At 64.5% G+C, this 16,969-nt stretch carries 16 protein-coding genes; 6 read left to right on the forward strand and 10 right to left on the reverse strand.

Annotated elements, in window-relative coordinates; all coding sequences use genetic code 11:
- Positions 1-9: 9 nt before the first annotated feature.
- Both NLM15_RS43680 and NLM15_RS12220 read right to left on the reverse strand, forming a co-directional pair.
- A complete protein-coding gene (locus NLM15_RS43680; protein WP_309144925.1) occupies positions 10-327 on the reverse strand; it encodes an HGGxSTG domain-containing protein in 318 nt (105 codons plus the stop codon).
- Positions 276-944, reverse strand: coding sequence for a hypothetical protein (locus NLM15_RS12220; protein WP_254117191.1), 669 nt, complete (start codon positions 942-944; stop codon positions 276-278). Before NLM15_RS12220 ends, NLM15_RS43680 begins: the two co-directional genes overlap by 52 nt.
- 405 nt (positions 945-1,349) lie before the next feature.
- Between NLM15_RS12220 and NLM15_RS12225 the strand changes: the two genes are divergently transcribed.
- Positions 1,350-2,324 carry a tripartite tricarboxylate transporter substrate binding protein gene (locus NLM15_RS12225; protein WP_254117192.1) on the forward strand — a complete coding sequence of 325 codons (975 nt, stop codon included), beginning with the start codon at positions 1,350-1,352 and terminating at the stop codon, positions 2,322-2,324.
- 6 nt (positions 2,325-2,330) lie between these two features.
- Here the strand turns inward: NLM15_RS12225 and NLM15_RS12230 are convergent, their stop codons facing one another.
- The 4 genes from NLM15_RS12230 to NLM15_RS12245 all read right to left on the reverse strand — a co-directional run bounded on the left by NLM15_RS12230 (position 2,331) and on the right by NLM15_RS12245 (position 8,078).
- Positions 2,331-4,871 (reverse strand): branched-chain amino acid ABC transporter ATP-binding protein/permease, encoded by a 2,541-nt coding sequence (locus NLM15_RS12230; protein WP_254117193.1) that lies wholly within the window; start codon positions 4,869-4,871, stop codon positions 2,331-2,333.
- Positions 4,868-5,743 (reverse strand): branched-chain amino acid ABC transporter permease, encoded by an 876-nt coding sequence (locus NLM15_RS12235; protein ID WP_254117194.1) that lies wholly within the window; start codon positions 5,741-5,743, stop codon positions 4,868-4,870. The genes NLM15_RS12230 and NLM15_RS12235 overlap by 4 nt, the downstream gene beginning before the upstream one ends.
- 27 nt (positions 5,744-5,770) lie before the next feature.
- Positions 5,771-7,015: an ABC transporter substrate-binding protein gene (locus tag NLM15_RS12240; RefSeq protein WP_254117195.1), complete on the reverse strand. Its 1,245-nt coding sequence runs from the start codon at positions 7,013-7,015 to the stop codon at positions 5,771-5,773.
- 145 nt (positions 7,016-7,160) lie between these two features.
- The gene (locus NLM15_RS12245) at positions 7,161-8,078 is read right to left on the reverse strand and encodes an IclR family transcriptional regulator (RefSeq protein WP_254117196.1); all 918 of its coding nucleotides are present in this window, start codon (positions 8,076-8,078) and stop codon (positions 7,161-7,163) included.
- Between the two features lie 218 nt (positions 8,079-8,296).
- Here NLM15_RS12245 and NLM15_RS12250 point away from each other — a divergent pair, with 218 nt between their 5' ends.
- Genes NLM15_RS12250 through NLM15_RS12260 form a run of 3 tightly spaced genes read left to right on the forward strand, consistent with a single transcriptional unit; the run spans position 8,297 to position 11,239 of the window.
- Positions 8,297-10,096 (forward strand): thiamine pyrophosphate-binding protein, encoded by a 1,800-nt coding sequence (locus tag NLM15_RS12250; RefSeq protein WP_254117197.1) that lies wholly within the window; start codon positions 8,297-8,299, stop codon positions 10,094-10,096.
- A 43-nt stretch (positions 10,097-10,139) separates the two neighbouring features.
- Positions 10,140-10,844, forward strand: a complete 705-nt coding sequence (locus tag NLM15_RS12255) for an SDR family oxidoreductase (RefSeq protein WP_254117198.1) — start codon at positions 10,140-10,142, stop codon at positions 10,842-10,844.
- 11 nt (positions 10,845-10,855) lie between these two features.
- Positions 10,856-11,239 (forward strand): cupin domain-containing protein, encoded by a 384-nt coding sequence (locus tag NLM15_RS12260; RefSeq protein WP_254117199.1) that lies wholly within the window; start codon positions 10,856-10,858, stop codon positions 11,237-11,239.
- A 4-nt stretch (positions 11,240-11,243) separates the two neighbouring features.
- Here NLM15_RS12260 and NLM15_RS12265 read toward each other — a convergent pair whose 3' ends face one another.
- A complete protein-coding gene (locus NLM15_RS12265; protein ID WP_254117200.1) occupies positions 11,244-12,191 on the reverse strand; it encodes a lytic transglycosylase domain-containing protein in 948 nt (315 codons plus the stop codon).
- 179 nt (positions 12,192-12,370) lie between these two features.
- Between NLM15_RS12265 and NLM15_RS12270 the strand changes: the two genes are divergently transcribed.
- A complete protein-coding gene (locus NLM15_RS12270; protein ID WP_254117201.1) occupies positions 12,371-13,402 on the forward strand; it encodes a L,D-transpeptidase family protein in 1,032 nt (343 codons plus the stop codon).
- A 451-nt stretch (positions 13,403-13,853) separates the two neighbouring features.
- Positions 13,854-14,141: a hypothetical protein gene (locus tag NLM15_RS12275; RefSeq protein ID WP_254117202.1), complete on the forward strand. Its 288-nt coding sequence runs from the start codon at positions 13,854-13,856 to the stop codon at positions 14,139-14,141.
- Positions 14,142-14,239: 98 nt separating this feature from the next.
- Here the strand turns inward: NLM15_RS12275 and NLM15_RS12280 are convergent, their stop codons facing one another.
- The 3 genes from NLM15_RS12280 to NLM15_RS12290 form a co-directional block, all read right to left on the reverse strand.
- Positions 14,240-14,515: a hypothetical protein gene (locus tag NLM15_RS12280; RefSeq protein WP_254117203.1), complete on the reverse strand. Its 276-nt coding sequence runs from the start codon at positions 14,513-14,515 to the stop codon at positions 14,240-14,242.
- Positions 14,516-14,595: 80 nt separating this feature from the next.
- Positions 14,596-15,453: a VOC family protein gene (locus tag NLM15_RS12285; protein WP_254117204.1), complete on the reverse strand. Its 858-nt coding sequence runs from the start codon at positions 15,451-15,453 to the stop codon at positions 14,596-14,598.
- Between the two features lie 153 nt (positions 15,454-15,606).
- Positions 15,607-16,797, reverse strand: a complete 1,191-nt coding sequence (locus NLM15_RS12290) for a urate hydroxylase PuuD (RefSeq protein WP_254117205.1) — start codon at positions 16,795-16,797, stop codon at positions 15,607-15,609.
- Positions 16,798-16,969: the final 172 nt, after the last annotated feature.

The raw sequence follows: 16,969 nt of genomic DNA on the forward strand, positions 1-16,969 counted from the left end.
AGGCCGGCATCAAGGTATGTCCCGCAGCAGTTTGAATGCCTGATCCAGCAGTGCCCGGACGCCATCCCGCTCCGCAGTCGCGGCGCGCGAGAAGAACCCGTGCTTCCAGGCATTCCGGTTGCCGCGAGGCGCTCGTGATCCCGGTGCGCCGCCATGCATGCGGCAACGCGATCTGCCTCGCATGGCCGGTGCGCAGCAGGGGCCGCCATGGCGGGTCCTTGCGCCGCAGCGGCGGCTTGCGCGCATAGGGCCGGTATTGCGGGCGTGATCGCTGCTCATGCGACGACGCCGCGCGCTGCGCCCGGCCTGTCGTCGTTGCAACGGCATTCCTGCGGAGCCGTCATTCTCGCATTCGGAAATGCGTCCGTCGTCCTGCCCTCCGCGACGGTCACGCTGGCGTGCTGCGTGACGTGGCCCACGATCGCCTTGCCACCTTCCTGCACCGACAAATTCTTCACCGTGATGGCGCGCTCATCGCCGCTGCGATGGCGGCCGAGCGCCTCGATCTGCGCTGCGAAGGTGCGTGCCAGCCGGGACAGTGCGCGTGTAATGCTCTCCTGCTGCGGAAGGTCGTCGGTGCAGGCAAGGCGACAGGCGGAGCGCATCGCCGCCATGTGGACGCACACCATCTGCGCCGCCAGCATGGACTCGATGGAATCCCTCGGCGCGATGCTCTTCATCGTCGAGATCATGAAGGCGAGATTGGCCTCGTCCGGCTTGTGTCCGATCGCGCTCGCCTTCACCAATTGCTTGAGGATGCCGTGCAGCGCGTCGCGGTCGACGGCGCCGAGCGCGTCGGCCAGCAGCCGTTCGCCGGCTTGCGGGTCGGGATGGTCGATCGCGATGCGGCGCTTGTAGAGCTTGATCCGCGGGCTCGCGATGAATCCGCTGCGATCGTTTGCCGCAACCGGCGGCGTGGCGTGGCGTTTCGGGGATGTCGTCATGGGCTGTGTCCTTGGCTGGCGCAGGCGCGCGCGATCGTTCGCTTGCCGCGCGCGATTACGAATTTCGAGATGTCGATGAAGGGTTTACGCGCAACTGCGTCGGCGTGGCCCTGGCCATTCCGGTGGTGACGCTGACGATTGTTGCGATGATGGCATTCTGCCAGTGTTTTGCCCGACGAGTCAAAGGACATTGCGAAGCGCGCAAGTCCTTGTTCTTGCACGCGCCGCCTACTGTGCATGGGGTTGTTTTCGCATTTTTTATCTGGATGCGGCTCCCACCTGCCGCGCGGCGGAATGCCGGCGCGGAAACGCGATTGCGAAATCCGGCGCGGCCGCTAATCATGACCGTCGAATACGCCGCATCGACACATGCAAGAGCGCAGCGCGGGTCCGGGGAGAGAACGAATGCAACGAACGCTTCGCCTGCTGGCGATTGTCGCCGGATTGTGCGTGACGACCGAGGCTCTCGCGCAAAAATATCCGGTGCGCCCGGTCAAGATCATGGTCGGCTTCAGTGCCGGCGGACCGGTCGACGTCGTCGCGCGCATCGTCGCCGACCGCTTGAGCAACAAGCTCGGGCAGCCCTTCGTGGTCGAGAACCGCGCCGGCGCCAACGGCATGATCGCCGCCGAGGGCGTGGCGCGCGCGGACGCGGACGGCTATACGATCCTCGCCTGCAACTCGTCCACGATTACGCTGAACAAGACGCTGTTCAAGGAGGCCCGCTACGACCCGCAAGGCGATTTCGCGCCGCTCACCACTGTCGTGTCCGCGCCGCTCGTCCTCGTGGTCAATCCCGAGAATCCCAAGACGGCGAATATCAACACCGTCGCCGATCTCGTCGCTGCGGCGAAAGCCGCGCCGGGCGCGCTCGCCTACGGCTCGGGCGGCAACGGTAACCTTGCTCATCTCGCCATGGAGCTGCTCAGCCAGAAGGCCGGCATCAAGCTGATCCACGTGCCCTATCGCGGCGGCGCGGCGTCGGAGGTCGGCATCCTCGCGCAGGAGGTGCTGGCGGTGTTCGATCCCCTGTCTGCGGTGCCGCTGGTCAAGGCCGGGAAGCTGCGCGCGCTCGCGGTGTCATCAGCCGAACGGCTGCCGTCGCTGCCTGACGTGCCGACCATCGCGGAAGCCGGCTATCCCGGCTTCGACATCTCGTTCTGGGTCGGCTTCTTCATGCCGAAGGCCGTGCCCGCGCCGATCCAGGAAACGCTGCATCGTGAGATCATCGCCGCCGCCAAGGATCCGGTGCTGCAGGAGCGGCTGGAGACGCAAGGCGTCGTGAGCGTGCTCAGCCCGGCCGACTACGCCGCCAAGATCGCGAAGGAGACCAAGGAGCTTGCCGAGGTCGTCGCGGCCGCGAACATCAAGGCGGAGTAGGGGACGCTACAGCCACAAAATCTGCTTGCGATAGCCGAGATCGTTGAGCAGCGGCGCCGCCGGCCCCTGGTGGAACACGGCGCCGCGCTCCAGCGCGAAGACGCGGTCGGCGAGCGCCAGCACGAGGTCGAGATTGTGCTCGACGATCACGATCGACATGTGGCGGCGCAGCTGGTCGAACACCCCGAACAGCTCCAGCGTCACGGCCGGCGCGAGGCCCTCGAACGGTTCGTCGAGCAGCAGCAGTCGGACATTGCCGGACATGGCGCGGGCGACCGCGACCATCTGCTGCTCGCCGCCCGACAGATAGTCGGCGGCGATGTTCATGCGCTCCTTCAGGCGCGGGAAGTAATTGAGGATCTGCTCCTCGTCCCAGACCACGCCGTCGCTGCCATCGGTCTTGCGCGCAAGGCGCCCGAGCGCGAGGTTTTCGCGCACGGTCATGCCGGCGAACAGGCCGCGGCCCTGCGGCACATAGCCGACGCCGCGCCGGGCGATGTCGGGGGCGGGCAGCCGCGCGATGTCGCTGCCGCGATAGTCGATGCTGCCTGAGGCCGGCGGCACGAGGCCTGCGATGGATTTGAGCAGCGTCGACTTGCCGGCGCCGTTGCGGCCGAGCAGCGCGACGATCTCGCCCTCGCGCACGTCGAGCGCGGCGTCGTTGAGGATGTGGCTCTTGCCGTAGAAGGTGTTGACCCGGTCGAGGCGCAGCACGGTCTCGTGCTCGCCGGATTCCTCGAGGCTGCGCCGATGCTCGACGGGAGGAATGCCCTTGCCGGTATAGATCTCCTGCACCCGAAGATCGGCCCGCACCGCCTTGGGACAGTCGGACATCAGCACTTCGCCCTGGTTCATCACGGTCACGACCTGCGAGAAGCCCAGCACGCGGTCGATGTCGTGCTCGACGATCAGCACGGGAATGTTGGCCGCGATGTTCTTGACGAGGTTGCAGACCCGCTCGCGCTCGGCGGCGGCGAGGCCCGCGAGCGGCTCGTCGAGCAGCAGCACCTGCGGCTTGCTTCCGAGCGCGATGCCGAGATCGACCAGCCGCTGCCCGCCATAGGAGAGCTCGCCGCCCTCGATCGCCTCGATACCTTCGAGGCCGAGGAACTTTGTCAGTGCCGCGGCCTCGGCGTGGATGTCCTTGTAAGCGTCGATGTCGTTCCAGATGTTGAAGCGCATGGAACGGCGCGCCTGCAGCGACAGACGCAAATTCTCGTAGATCGTGAGCCCGCGAAACAGGTTGGTGATCTGGAACGAGCGCGCCAGCCCCTGATGGCAGATCAGATTCGCGGGCACGCCGGCGATGTCGCGGCCTTGCAGGCGGATCGTCCCCTGCTCCGGCGCATAGAGGCCGGAGATGAGGTTGAACAGCGTGGTCTTGCCGGCGCCGTTCGGTCCGATCAGCGCGTGGATCTCGCCGGCCGCGACCGCGATGCTGGCATTCTCGACCGCGCGGATGCCGCCGAACTTTCGCGAGACGCCGCTGACTTCCAGCACCGTTCCCTTCAGCGTCTCGGGCCGCAGGAAATCCGGCAGCGGCAGGCCGTCATAGATCTTGCGGCGGCTCATCGCGGCCGTTTCTTCGGCCGGAGGGCGGAGGCGGCGCATGATCAGCGCGCCGATGCCGACGAGACCGCCGGGCGAATACATCACGAAGGCCACGAAGGTGAGACCGAACCAGAACAGCCAGTCGGAGGTCCAGATCGAGAACAGTTCTCTGAACAGGATGAAGAACAACGCCCCGAGCGCGGGGCCGAGCAGGCTGTGCATGCCGCCGATCACGACCATCGCCAGCAGCTCGCCGGCGAAGGGCACCGAGACCGCTTCGGCCGAGACGAGATAATTGAGGAATCCGATCAGCGCGCCGGCAAGGCCGGTGACGACGGCGGAGATCACGAACACCGCGAGCTTGTAGCGCTCGACCGGGTAGCCCTGAAAGCTCGCGCGCAGCTGGTTTTCGCGGATCGCGACCAGCACATGCCCGAACGGCGAACGCACGAGACGCATCAGCACGTAGAGCACGACGAGGCCGATCGCCGCGACCACGATGTAATAGTTGAGGGCACTGTCGAAGCTGATGGGGCCGATGCCGCCGCGCTTGAGCCCGCCAAGCCCGTCCTCGCCGCCGGTGAGGCTCGTCCAGCGGAAAGCCGTGGTGTAGACGAGCGCGGCCAGCGCCAGCGTGAGCAGAGAGAAGTAGACGCCGCGCCGGCGCAGGATCAGCATCCCGATCACGGTTGATGCGATGGCGACCACGACCATCGATCCCAGCAGCGGCAGCCAGATCTCGCCGGGGAAGTAGCGAAGCTGGATCAGGCCGGCCGCGTAGGCGCCAATGCCGAACCAGGCGCTGTGGCCGAACGAGACGAGGCCGGTATAGCCGATGCAGAGATTGAGCCCCATGGTCGCGATCGCGAGCCCGACGATCCATGTGCCGGTGTTGAGCGACAGGCCGAACGCCTTCAGCAGGAAGGGCAGCGCGACGACCGCAACGGCCGCGATCAGCAGCGGTTTCAATCTGGCGATGGTGGAGGCGCTCCTCATTCGAACTTCTCGATGCGCTCGCCGAGCAGGCCGCGCGGGCGCACCAGCAGCACCAGGAACATCAGGATGTAGATCGAGGCTTCGCCGGCGGCGGGTTCAAAGTGAATGGCAATGCCGCGCACCACGCCGACGAGCAGGGCCGAGATGACGACGCCCCAGAAACTGCCGAGCCCACCGATCACGACAACGACGAAGGCCACCGTCATGATCTCCGCGCCCATCGCCGGATGCACGGTGGTGATCGGCGCAAAGAAGGCGCCGCCGAGCGCAGCCATGCCAACGCCGAGCATCACGATCCCTGTCATGTAGGGCTGCAGGCGAATGCCGAGCGCGGCGACCATGTCCGGCCGCTGGATGCCGGCCCGCACCACACGGCCGAACGAGGTCTTTTGCAGCAGCAGCCAGATGCCGAGCAATATCGCGGCAACGACGGCAAGGATCAGGAGACGATACCGGGAAAACAGGAAGTCGCCGACGATGACCGAGCCGCGAAAACTCTGCGGGATCTCGGTCGACACCGGTGCAGCGCCCCAGATCATGCGGATCGCCTGTTCTGCGACCATCGCGAGGCCAAAGGTGACCAGCAGGCTCAGGATCGGATCGGCCGTGTAGAAGCGGCGCAGGATGAAGCGCTCGAACAGGATGCCGAGCAGGGCGACCGCGAACGGGGAGATCACCACGGAAGCGCCGAAGCCGAGGCGCTTCGTCAGCTCGACACAGACATAGGCGCCGAGCGCATAGAACGCGCCATGCGCAAGATTGACGATGCCGCCGACGGAGAAGATCAGCGACAGCCCGAGCGCGATGAGCAGGTAATAGCCTCCGAGCACGAGGCCATTCACCACCTGTTCCAGCAGGAACTCGAACTGCATGTTGCGTCCTTGCCGCGCGTGTGCGCGTCAGGCCTTCATCTCGCAGGGATTCTGTTCCCGGGTCGGATAGATCGTCTCCAGCGGATCGTTCGCCGCCGGCACCACATCGCCGAGCACCAGCATGTCCCACTGGTCCTTCATCTGGTCTTTCGGCTTGACGGTGAACGGATAGGCCTCCTGCACGAGCTGGTGATCCCAGCTGCGGAAATAGGCTTTTCGCGCCTTGCCGATGTCGAACTGGGCCTGCTTCTCGAAATAGGCGATCAGCTCGTTGCTATCGGTCGACTTCGTCGTGTTGATCGCCTCCGCCAGCAGCTTCAGCGTCACATATTCGATCCAGGCGTGGTTCTCCGGCGGCTTGCCATATTTTTTGGTGAAGGCCGCGACGAAAGCCTGCGACGTCGGATTGTTCAGCGTGTGATACCAAACCGTCGGCCAGGTACCGCTGAGATTGCCCGCGCCCGCGGCCCAGGCATCGCCGGTGTTGAGATTGAAGCCGACCAGCGGATAGGGGAAGCCGAACTCGGCATATTGCTTGACGAGATTGGTGACCTGGTTGCCGGCGAGGTTGCAGCAGACCACGTCGGGCTTGGCCTGCCGCACCTTGAGGAGATACGGGCTGAAATCGGTGACGTCGGTGGCGATCAGCTCGTCGCCGATCAGGTTGGCCTCATGCGCGCCGAAGAACGATTTTGCGGCTTTCAGCAGGTCGTGGCCGAAGATGTAGTCGGCCGTGAGCGTGAAGAACTTCTTGCCCTTCACCATGCCCTTCTGCGACAGCGCGGTGCCGACCGCGTTGACCATCACGGTGTTCGGGATGTCGCAGTGGAAGGAGTACTTGTTGCAGTTCTTGCCGCGCAGCGCGTCCGAGCGCGCGCCGGTCGAGAAGAACACCTTCTTGTTGCGCTCGGCGACCTGCATGATGGTGAGCGAGGAGGCCGAGGAGATCTCGCCGAGCAGCACCACCGCGCCGTCCTGCTCCAGCATGCGCTGGGCCTTGGTGGCGGCGGTCGCGGGGTTGATCGAGTCTTCCGAGAGCAGGTCGATCTGCTTGCCCATGATGCCGCCGGACGCATTGATCTCTTCGGCCGCGAGCTTCACCCCCAGCTGGGCGTAGCTGCCGATCACGCCGAGAAAGCCGGTCAGCGGCGTCAGGTGCCCGATCCGGATCTTCTCGGCCTGTGCCCTGACGATGGATGGAAACCCGAGCGCGGACGCGCCGGCGAAGGCTGCGCCCGTCCGTAACAACGTCCGTCGGCTGGTGCGGATCATGTCTGTCTCCTCCCCGGGGTGCATCGCGTGCCTCCCTTTCAAAACCGAATATCCGGTATTGTGAGAGACGTTCTTTTAATGCTGGATGATAATCCCGAACGCCATTGCCGGTGTCAACCGGCAAAATCGCCGCTCGGGTTGCGGCTCAGGCTTTTTGCGTGAGCGCCTTTTGCGCCGAGCCCTTGGCGCCGAATTCGGCCGAGAGCCGGTCGGCAGCGGCCTGCACGACCTGCGCACTGGCGTGCAGCGCCTGGTTGGAGAGCCGCCAGATCGGGCCGGAAATGCCGAGCGCACCGATCACCTGTCCGGTGAAATCGGTGACGGGCACGGCGACGCAGCGCACTTCCGGATTGAACTCGCCATCGTCGAAGGCGACGCCTGTGCGCTGCACCTCGGCAATCTCGCGCATCAGTGCGCCGGGATTGCTGATGGATTTGGGCGTCGGGGGTTTGAGTTCCACGCGATCGATGAACCGCTTGAGCTGCTCGGGACGGAGCGAGGCCAGAATGATCTTGCCGAGCGCGGTGCAATGAGCCGGCCGCACCACGCCGACACGATCGGTCAATTGAAACGCGCCGGGACCGCTGGTGCGCGCGATCACGACCACCGCATCGCCCATCCGCACGGCGAAATGGCTGCTTTCGCTGGTCTGGAGCGACAGCTCCTCCAGCACGGGCGTTGCGACATTGACCATCTCGATCTCGTCGAGCGCGGATGCCGCGAGCGCAAACAAGGGGCGTCCGATGCGGTAGCGCTTGTTGTCCTTTTCCTGGCGAAGGTAGCCGAGCGAGACCAGCGTCTTTGCCAGATGAAACGTGGTCGAGTTGTGCAGGCCGACGAGCTTGCTGAGCTCCGCAAGCCCAATTCCCTCGCGATGGCGCGCCACCTCCTCGAGGATCGAGAAGGCGCGGCCGAGCGACTGAACGCCGCCGCCGCGCTGCTTGTCCTCGGCGTCATCGTCGCTTTCGGGCGTGGGGCTGGGGACCAGTTTCGCAATCGCGGCCTTGCGCGGGCTTGCGGGCTTCTCGCCGGTCGTCGGCTTGGTGCGCGATCTCAAGGACAAGGCCCCTTCTTTCAAATCCGTCGTGACTCGATGCTGCGACAGTAGCACGCAACCACGCAGCCGTCGGAGCCGAGCCCGCGTTTCCTCAGGTCAACAGACTATCACAATATAAATTGACGTACAGCATTATGAGAAATAGGGTGCCCGCGGCTCAGCGACGACCGTCCCATTCTCTGCATCGGTCCATAAGAAGTCGTGGGTCGGCAGGAGACGGGTTGATGTCGAAGAACATGCTCAATGGCGCCCAGGTCATTGTCGATTATCTGATCCAGGAGAAGGTGCCGCAGGTGTTCGGGCTATGCGGCCACGGCAACATCCAGTTCATCGACGCGCTGTACGAACGCTCTCAGGAGATCAAGACGATCTCCGTGCATCACGAGAGCGTCGCCGGCTTCATGGCCGACGTCTACTACCGCGTCTCCGGCAGGCCGACCGCGACTTTCACGTCCTGCGGGCCGGGTTCAGCGAACCTTCCGATCTCGCTCGCCAACGCCTTCCTCGACTCCGTGCCGTTCATGGCGATCACCGGCAATGTGCCGACCAGCCAGTTCAATCGCGGCGCGTTCCAGGAGATGTATCGGCACTATCAGGCCGACTTCCCCTCGACCGTGCGCACGATGTGCAAGAAGGTGTTTCAGCCGACGCGCGGCGAGATGGTGCCGCTGGCGGTGCGGCAGGCCTGGAAGACAATGGTCACGGGACGACCGGGGCCCGTGGTGGTCGACGTGCCCTTCGACGTCTTCATGGAATCGGCCGCCGAGGAGGCGCCGAAGGCGATCGAATGGAGCGCCAACATCTCCAGCCGCTGCGGCGCCGATCCCGAAGGTGTCGAGAAGGCGGTCGACATGCTGCTCGCGGCGGAACGGCCGGTGATGCTGGTCGGGCAGGGCGTGCGCTATGGCGGCGCGGCCGACGAGCTGCGCAAGCTCGCCGAGCGGCTTCAGATTCCGGTGGCGGCATCAGCGAGCGGGCTCGGCGCCCTCGACGTCAATCATCCGCTCGCGCTCGGCCTCGTCGCACGCGCCGGCCACTATCAGGCCAACCACGCCGCGCGCCAGGCCGACGTGCTGCTCGCGCTCGGCGTCCGTTTCGACGATCGCACCTCGAGCTCGTGGATTCCCGGCTATTCCTTCACGATCCCGCCGACGCGGCTGATCCATGTCGACATCGATCCTGAAGAGATCGGTCGCAACTATCCCGTTGCGCTCGGGCTGATGGCCGACGTGCGCACGTTCCTGCGCCAGGTCCACGCCGAGCTCGATCGCCGCGACAACCTCTTCAAAAAGTCCGATGCGCGCAAGAAATGGCTGGCGCAGATCGATGGCTATCGCAAGGAGTGGGACAAGTTCGTCGCGCCCGGCTTCTCCGACGACACCACGCCGATCAATCCGCAGCGCGCGGCGGCCGAGATCGACAAGGCGCTGCCGGAAGACGCGATCCTCGTGTCGGACATCGGCGTGCATCACAACTGGCTGCTCGGCTTCTGCAAGCCGAAGCGGCCGGATTCGCTGATCGGCTCGATGGGCTTTGGTCCGATGGGCTTTGGCGTCGCCGGCGTGATGGGCGCGAAGTTTGCGGCGCCCGATCGCCCCTGCGTATCGGTGTGCGGGGACGGCGCCTTCTTCATGCACGCGAACGTGCTGGGCACGGCGGTCGAGTACAATCTGCCCGTGGTCTGGGTGGTCTGGAACAATTACGCCTATGCCTCGATCCGTGGACTTCAGCGCGGCTACCTCGGCGGACGTGAGCTTGCGACCGACTTCAGGCATCCCGAGACGGGCGAGCGCTACAATCCCGACTTTGCGGCGATGGCGCGCTCTTGCGGCGTCGAGGGCGTGCGGGTCGACCGGCCCGGCGATCTTGGCGAGGCGATCCGCAAGGGCATCGCCGCCAACAGGCCTTATCTGATCGATGTCGACATCGCCGCCGACGTCAATCCGTCCGGCGCCGGCGTCTGGGAGTTGCCGGGCCTCGGCCAAAGCAAGGCCGGTATCGGCACGCGCTTTCAGCCGGGCTGATCGCGCGGGCTCACCAATCAAACAGGAATGTCGGGAGATCGGAATGACGCTCGCAGGCAAAAAGGTCGTCGTGGTCGGCGGCTCCTCTGGAATCGGGCTCGCCACGGCAGAGCTTGCCAAGAGTCAGGGCGCGGACGTCATCATCGCCTCGCGCAGCGCGGCAAAGCTTGATCCCGTCGCCGAGCGGCTGAAGGTGACGGCTATCGCTGCCGACGTCACCAGCGACCAGAGCGTCGCTGACCTGTTCCGCCGCATCGGCGCCGTCGATCATGTCGTGCTCACCGCCGCGCAATTGCGCACCGGCCCGTTCAGGACGGTCGCCATGGACGACGTGCGCGCCACCATGGAAGGCAAGTTCTGGGGCGCCTGGCGCGTTGCGCGCGAGGCCGAGATCCGTCCGGGCGGCTCGCTGACGCTGGTCACTGGCTTTCTCAGCGTCCGGCCGCGGCCGAACTCGGCGATCATCAGCGCCGCGAACGGCGCGCTGGAATCGCTGGCCCGCGCGCTCGCACTCGAGCTTGCGCCGGTGCGGGTGAATGCGGTGTCGCCCGGCGTGATCGACACGCCGATCCGGGCCGCGATGCCGGAAGCTGCGCGGAAGGAGATGCTGGCGAAGACGGCTGCGGCGCTGCCGGTCGGCCGCGTCGGTGCGGCCGAGGACATCGCCTGGCAGATCCTGAGCTTCATGGCGAACGGCTTTGCCACCGGCTCGATCGTCTATGTCGATGGCGGCGCGCTGGTGAACTAGGGAGCACGATCATGGCCGAGCAAAGCAATGGCGCCTTCATCCGCAACATCGCCGAGGTGCCCTGGCGCGAATTCCCCAATCACTTCGGCGGCGCGCTGTCGAAGCCGCTGGTGATGCCGGAGACCGCCGGCTCGCGCCACATCGATTATCGCATCTCCATGTACCAGCCGATGGCCCATGTCGCACGCCATCACCACAAGGTGCAGGAGCAGGTCTATCACGTGCTCGAAGGCGAGGGGCTGATGGAGATCGCGGGCAAGAACCATGTCGTGCGCAAGCACGACGTGATCTTCCTGCCGCCCGGCGTCGAGCACGCGATCTCGAATTCCGGTCTGACGGATCTCGTGTTCCTGGTGGTGACGTCACCGGTGACCGACGACGACAAGCCGGTGTGAGCGGTCAGCGATCGCTCGATGCGAAACGGACGGCGCGGGCCTTCGCGCTTTTTCCGGCCGCGCGCACCGCAATGATGATGCGCGCCTTGCCGTGGGTGCTCTTCCGGATCACGGAGGCAAGACGCTTGCGTGCACGGTTGGCGGTCGATCGCGCCGCCATTTGCTCGGCCTTGCGAATGATGGCGGCAGCGGAGGGTGTCAGGTTCACCGGAACCCAGGCGACGTCCTTCGTCTTGGACAGGCTGCCGATGCCTTCGCATGGCGCTTCGCGTGGCAGGTCGATCCGGATCGCGAGGGCTTCCGCGCGCTCGGTCCAGTCCTCGGCCCTGGTGCCGGTGATGATGCGGACATAGTCGCGCGTCTCGCGCGGCAGCTCGCTTTCCCTGGCAAGCCACTTCTGGATGCGGCCGGGGCCGGCGTTATACGCGGCCGCGGCAAGGCCGAGATTGCCGAAATCGTCGCGGAGCTTGCGCAGGAATCTGGCTGATGCCGGCAGCGCCTTCATCGCATCGAAGGGATCGTCGAGCCCGACTTCGGCGGCAGTCTCCGGCATGAACTGCGCAACGCCCTGTGCGCCGGCCTGGCTGACCTCGTTCGATTTGAAGCGGCTCTCCTGCCAGATCAGGCGGGCGAAGAACGGCACCGGAATGCCGCTCGTCTCGGCGGCCTGGCGAAGTGCATGGCAGAATCGTTCGGTCGGCGAAGCCGGCGCCTGCACGACAGCTTCGACTGCGCGCGGCGGCTCGGGTGTCTCTTCATAGGTCGCGCGCGCATTGGCGAGCTCGATGGCTTGCACGCTCGCGAGGAAGAGCTCGACAACTGGAACAAGTGGCGAGGCTTGAGTGTTTTGAAGAACAACGCGGTCGAAAGTTGATGTCTGCCGGGACGGCGACGGATCGAGGTCACACATCAGAATCAGAAACGCGGCGCAAGCCGCGACGACAAATCGCATTGCTGGGGCAACCTCGAACTGTGGGTGAACGGCCAGCGATGCGCCGGCAATAAGGAGTTCTTAACCGTCCGATTGCGGCAAAGCTGCGGTCTCGCCGGTTCCGTCGGTGTTACTACGGTGTTCCCGAAGTGAAACTCTCCGCGGTTTTTGCGGAGCGTTGGTGAATTGGGACGAGCGACATGACGCGGTGGATGCTTGGTGCGGTGATTGCGCTGTGGGTGACCTGTCCGGCACTCGCGAACAATCTCGATGCGACCGCAGTGAACGACGCCGCGCGTCCGGCAAAACAGCCTGCGACCGACAAGGTCAACGCATCCGTTGTGAAGCTTCAGGTCATGCTGGACCGTGCGCAATTCTCGCCCGGCGAGATCGACGGCAAGCTCGGCGAAAACGCGCAAAAGGCGTTGAGAGCATTTGCCGAGCAGAACGGTATCGCATCCGACAAGACGATAGTGCCGGAGCTCTGGGACAGGCTGAGCGCGGCGAGTGAAGGTCCCGTTGTCGTCGAGTACAAGATCGCCGACACCGATGTGAAGGGACCGTTCCTGAAGGTGCTGCCGGGCAAGCTGGAGGACATGAAGTCGCTGCAGGCGCTGAGCTACACCAGCCCGCTCGAGGGGCTCGCCGAGAAATTCCACATGAGCGAGGATTTGCTCCGATCGCTCAATCCAGGCAAGTCCTTCGACAAGGCCGGCGAGACGATCATCGTCGCAAACGTCTCGGCACGGCGAGAGCTGCCACGCATTGCGCGGCTCGAAGTCGACAAGAAGAATGGGACATTGAAGGCGTTCGACGGGACCGATCGTCTGCTCGCGTTCTATCCGGCGTCAATCGGCAGCCCGGATCGTCCGACGCCGAGCGGCACGCTCAAGGTCACCAGCACCAGCGAGAAGCCGACCTACCGCTACAATCCCGACTACAAGTTTCGCAGCGTCAAATCCAAGGCGCCGTTCGACGTCAAGCCGGGCCCGAACAATCCGGTTGGTGCGTACTGGATCGGCCTGTCGGCGCAGGGGTATGGTATCCACGGCACGGCGGAGCCCGACAAGGTCAGCAAGTCCGCGTCGCACGGCTGCATCAGATTGACCAATTGGGACGTGCACACGCTCGGCGACAACGTCAAGCGCGGCACGCCGGTCGTTTTCCTCGATGCGCCCACGGACTCGTCATCGAAGCAGGGGAAGCCTGCCGCCAGGCGCGCCGCGAACTAGGGCGTGTACTCATAAACCCGATCAGCCCACGCGGAGGTAGGGCTCGTGTCCGTTTAGTCTTCAAGACCGGACATCGCCAGTTCGCCCTAGCTAGCCCGCTAAGGGCCAGAAGCTGACTTAACGGTCTGCAAACCCTAGTCGTCAGAGAGCTGCCAGCTAAGAGGGTCCTCGTGCTACTTTAGCGGGCATGTCACCCTTCAGCATTCGCTCCACCCTTATGCTCGTCCTCGTCGTCGGGGGCACGTCAAGCGCCTACATGTTCCTCGGCCTCAGCCTCGTCGTGGTACTGATAGCGTTGGGCCTAGCCTGCCTTGTATACGTTCCATTCGCTAAGCGATACGGATGGGGCAATGAGGGGCGTCTCACGAGACATCTCAGTCGTCCGCCATTCGAAGACGAAAGCCGCAGAGCCAGTTAGGCGCCAGAGCGTTCGTACCCTGGAGGAACAGGGATGACTGTTTCAGAGGAAGTCCGAGTTTGGCGGTTTCGCGTGCGAGGCTTTGCGGTTGCTGGAGTTGTATGTCTCGCCCTGATTTTCTTGCTGAAGATTTTCGATCCAACCGAGTTCGTGAAAAGCTTCATTCGTCCGCTTGTTCTGCTTCTGATTTTCCTTTGGTTGTGCGGGCTATATTGCACCTACCGGTATTGGAAAGATTTTAGAGAAGATGAAGTCCGGCGCGGCGGATCAGAGCAAACCGCTCGCGCAAAATGGCATAAACTGCACCCACCCCTTGGCTAAATGCTGGATAGGCCGCTTTGGGTCACAAGCCGCCGATCACGCTCAATGTGGCAGACTTCCGCTTTGCATTCGCAAGCCGACGTTTATGAGTACACGCCCTAGTCTTTCGGGAAGTCCTTACGCATCGCGATCTCTGCGGCGTCGCCAGGCGACAGCACGGTCTGGTCGAACGCGGCTTGCGGCCTCGTCATGATGTCGTAGAGCGAGATGCCCTTGATGGGCTTTCCCATGAGCTCGCGGACGCAGTCGGCGAGCGTGCCGTTGTAGACGAGATAGGGCGGACCTCTGTCCTTCTGTCTCTCGCCCTTCAGCGACGGCCACTTCTTCAACTCGGCCGGCGCGTCATAAGCGATCGGCGATCCCTCTTTGAACATGCGCTTGGTCTCAGGCAGTGTGAAATGCCTGAAAACCTTACGGCCTGCCCGGTAAACGCTTGTTAAAGAATTAGTTCAAATCAGCCGGCAACGAAGGCGAGCAGGGTGCCGTTGGCCCTTGCCGGCGGTACGCAGATCGCGGCCCCGCTGCGCACAGCCACTGAGCCCAGCGCCTTCTCGGTCGCCGCGAGATCGCCGCTGACGAGCACCAGCGCCGCGCCGCCGCGCTCGGAGAGACCCGTGAGCGGCACGCCGGGATAGCGTTTGCCGAGCTGGTCCAAGGTCAAATAGACGAAGTCGGCACGATCGCCGCCGGAGGGCACGGTGACCGCGCCGTCCGCATCGGCCTTCGGTTCGCGGTCGATCAGCCGTCCGAGATGCGCGGCCTCCTTCGCGGGCTCCGACGTTGTGATCAGCGTCTGCTTGATCCGCCTCGCCGCATTGGCATGCGTCATCAGTTCAGGGATCCACACGGTTTCGCGGGTCTTGTGCTGGCAGGCGAAGATGCGCACGCCGCCGGGCGCTTCCGCGGTCGGCCAAATGAAGGTGCGGAATTTTGCTGCCGACACCGTACCGTTCGGCAGCGTCACCGGCCGTTCGAAATCGGTCGGGCCGATCGGCGTGAGGCCGCGTGCGCGGATCTCCTCCGCGCCGGCTGCGGAATCGACCGCGGTGAAGGCGATGCGCTCGATGCCTTCGCCGCGCTTGTCGAGGAAGGCGCGCGCGGGCGCGTTGTGCTCGGTCGCAGCCAGCACGCCGAGCAGCTCCATATAGTCGGGGTCGAACATGATGGTGTAGTTGCCGGTGCCCATATGGGCACTGTGGGTGCCGCGCGGCGAGACGGTGAAGCCGAGCTGCCGGTAATTCTCGGCGGCCTTGTCGAGGTCCTGAACCATGACCACCGCGTGGTCGATACCGATGACGTTCTTGAGGGCCACTGTTCTTTCCCCGCGACAATTGCAAACTGACTTTGCGTCCGCATCGGCGGCCCGCTGGCCTTGTCTACGCCGGATGGGCGGTCAAGTCATTTTCAAATCGACGGGAAATGCGGAATTTCATTCCGCGAAATGCGCGGTCGACGCGCGTTGGCGTCAGCGCGCCTGCTCGATATAGGCGGCGAGGATGGCGCGCTCCTCGCTGGTCATCTCGGTGATGTTGCCCGGCGGCATCGCACTGGACCACGCCGCCACGCGGCCGATCAGGCGGATGTTGCGATGGATGTGCTCGGGCGCTTCGAGCAAAATGCCTTTGGGCGCGGTCACGATGCCGGCCCAGACCGGTTCGGCCGCGTGGCACATGCTGCAGCGGGACATCACGATCTCCTCGACATTGGCGAGCGTCGGCTGCGCCGGCAGCGCGCTTGTCTTGACCTCGCGCGGTCCAGCGGCGGAGAGGAAGAGGATCGCGATCACGCCGGCTGCCGCCACGCCCCACACCCACCACGGCGATCTGCGCCCGGCATGCCGCTCGTTGAAGAAGTGGCGGATCACGGGGCCGAGGGCCAGGATGATCGCGACGATGATCCAGTTGAAGCGCGTGGCGTAGAGCAGGGGATAGTGATTGCTGATCATCAGCACGACGACGGGGAGCGTCAGGTAGTTGTTGTGAACCGAGCGCTCCTTGCTGGCTTTGCCGAGCTTGGGGTCGAGCGCCTGGCCCGCGATCAGGGCGGCTACGATCTTCTTCTGGTTCGGGATGATCAGCGCGAAGACGTTGGCGACCATGATGGTGCCGATGATCGCGCCGATCTGATTGAAGGCGCCGCGGCCGCTAAGCACATGGGTAAAGGCGTAGGTCAACGCGACCAGGAACAAATAGCCGCCGATGGCAAAGGGTAGCTCGCGCTGCGCGAGCCCGCTGCGGCAGGCGGCCTCATAGAGCAACCATGCCAGCGCAAGACTGCAGAAGCTGAACAGCCCCGCCTGGAATGGCGTGAGGTCGAGGATCGACTTGTCGACCAGGAACAGGTCGGCCTCGAGATAATACACCACCACCATCAGTGCGAAGCCGGACAGCCAGGTGGTGTAGGCCTCCCATTTGAACCAGGTGAGTTCGTCCGGCATCTGGCTGGGCGCAACCAGATACTTCATGATCCGGTAGAAGCCGCCGCCATGGACCTGCCAGGCCTCGCCCTGCACGCCGTCCGGCAGGTCGGTCTTCGGCTTCAGGCTGAGATCGAGGGCGATGAAGTAGAAGGAACTGCCGATCCAGGCGATCGCCGCCACCACGTGCAGCCAGCGGAGCAACAGGCTCGCCCACTCCGATATGATGGATCCCCACATGATTACCCCATCGGGTGCGACCCGGATGCCGCAGCTTTGATGACCGCAACCGGCGGCCACGCCCTTACAATGTGTCGCACCGATCTGCCGCATTTTCCAGTACGATGGGCTGCGGCTGATGCACATCGTGCGGGCATGAGCTGACGTGGGATTCGGCAGGCGTTCGACCTGC

The sequence above is a fragment of the Bradyrhizobium sp. CCGB20 genome, from assembly GCF_024199855.1.
Classification (GTDB): domain Bacteria; phylum Pseudomonadota; class Alphaproteobacteria; order Rhizobiales; family Xanthobacteraceae; genus Bradyrhizobium.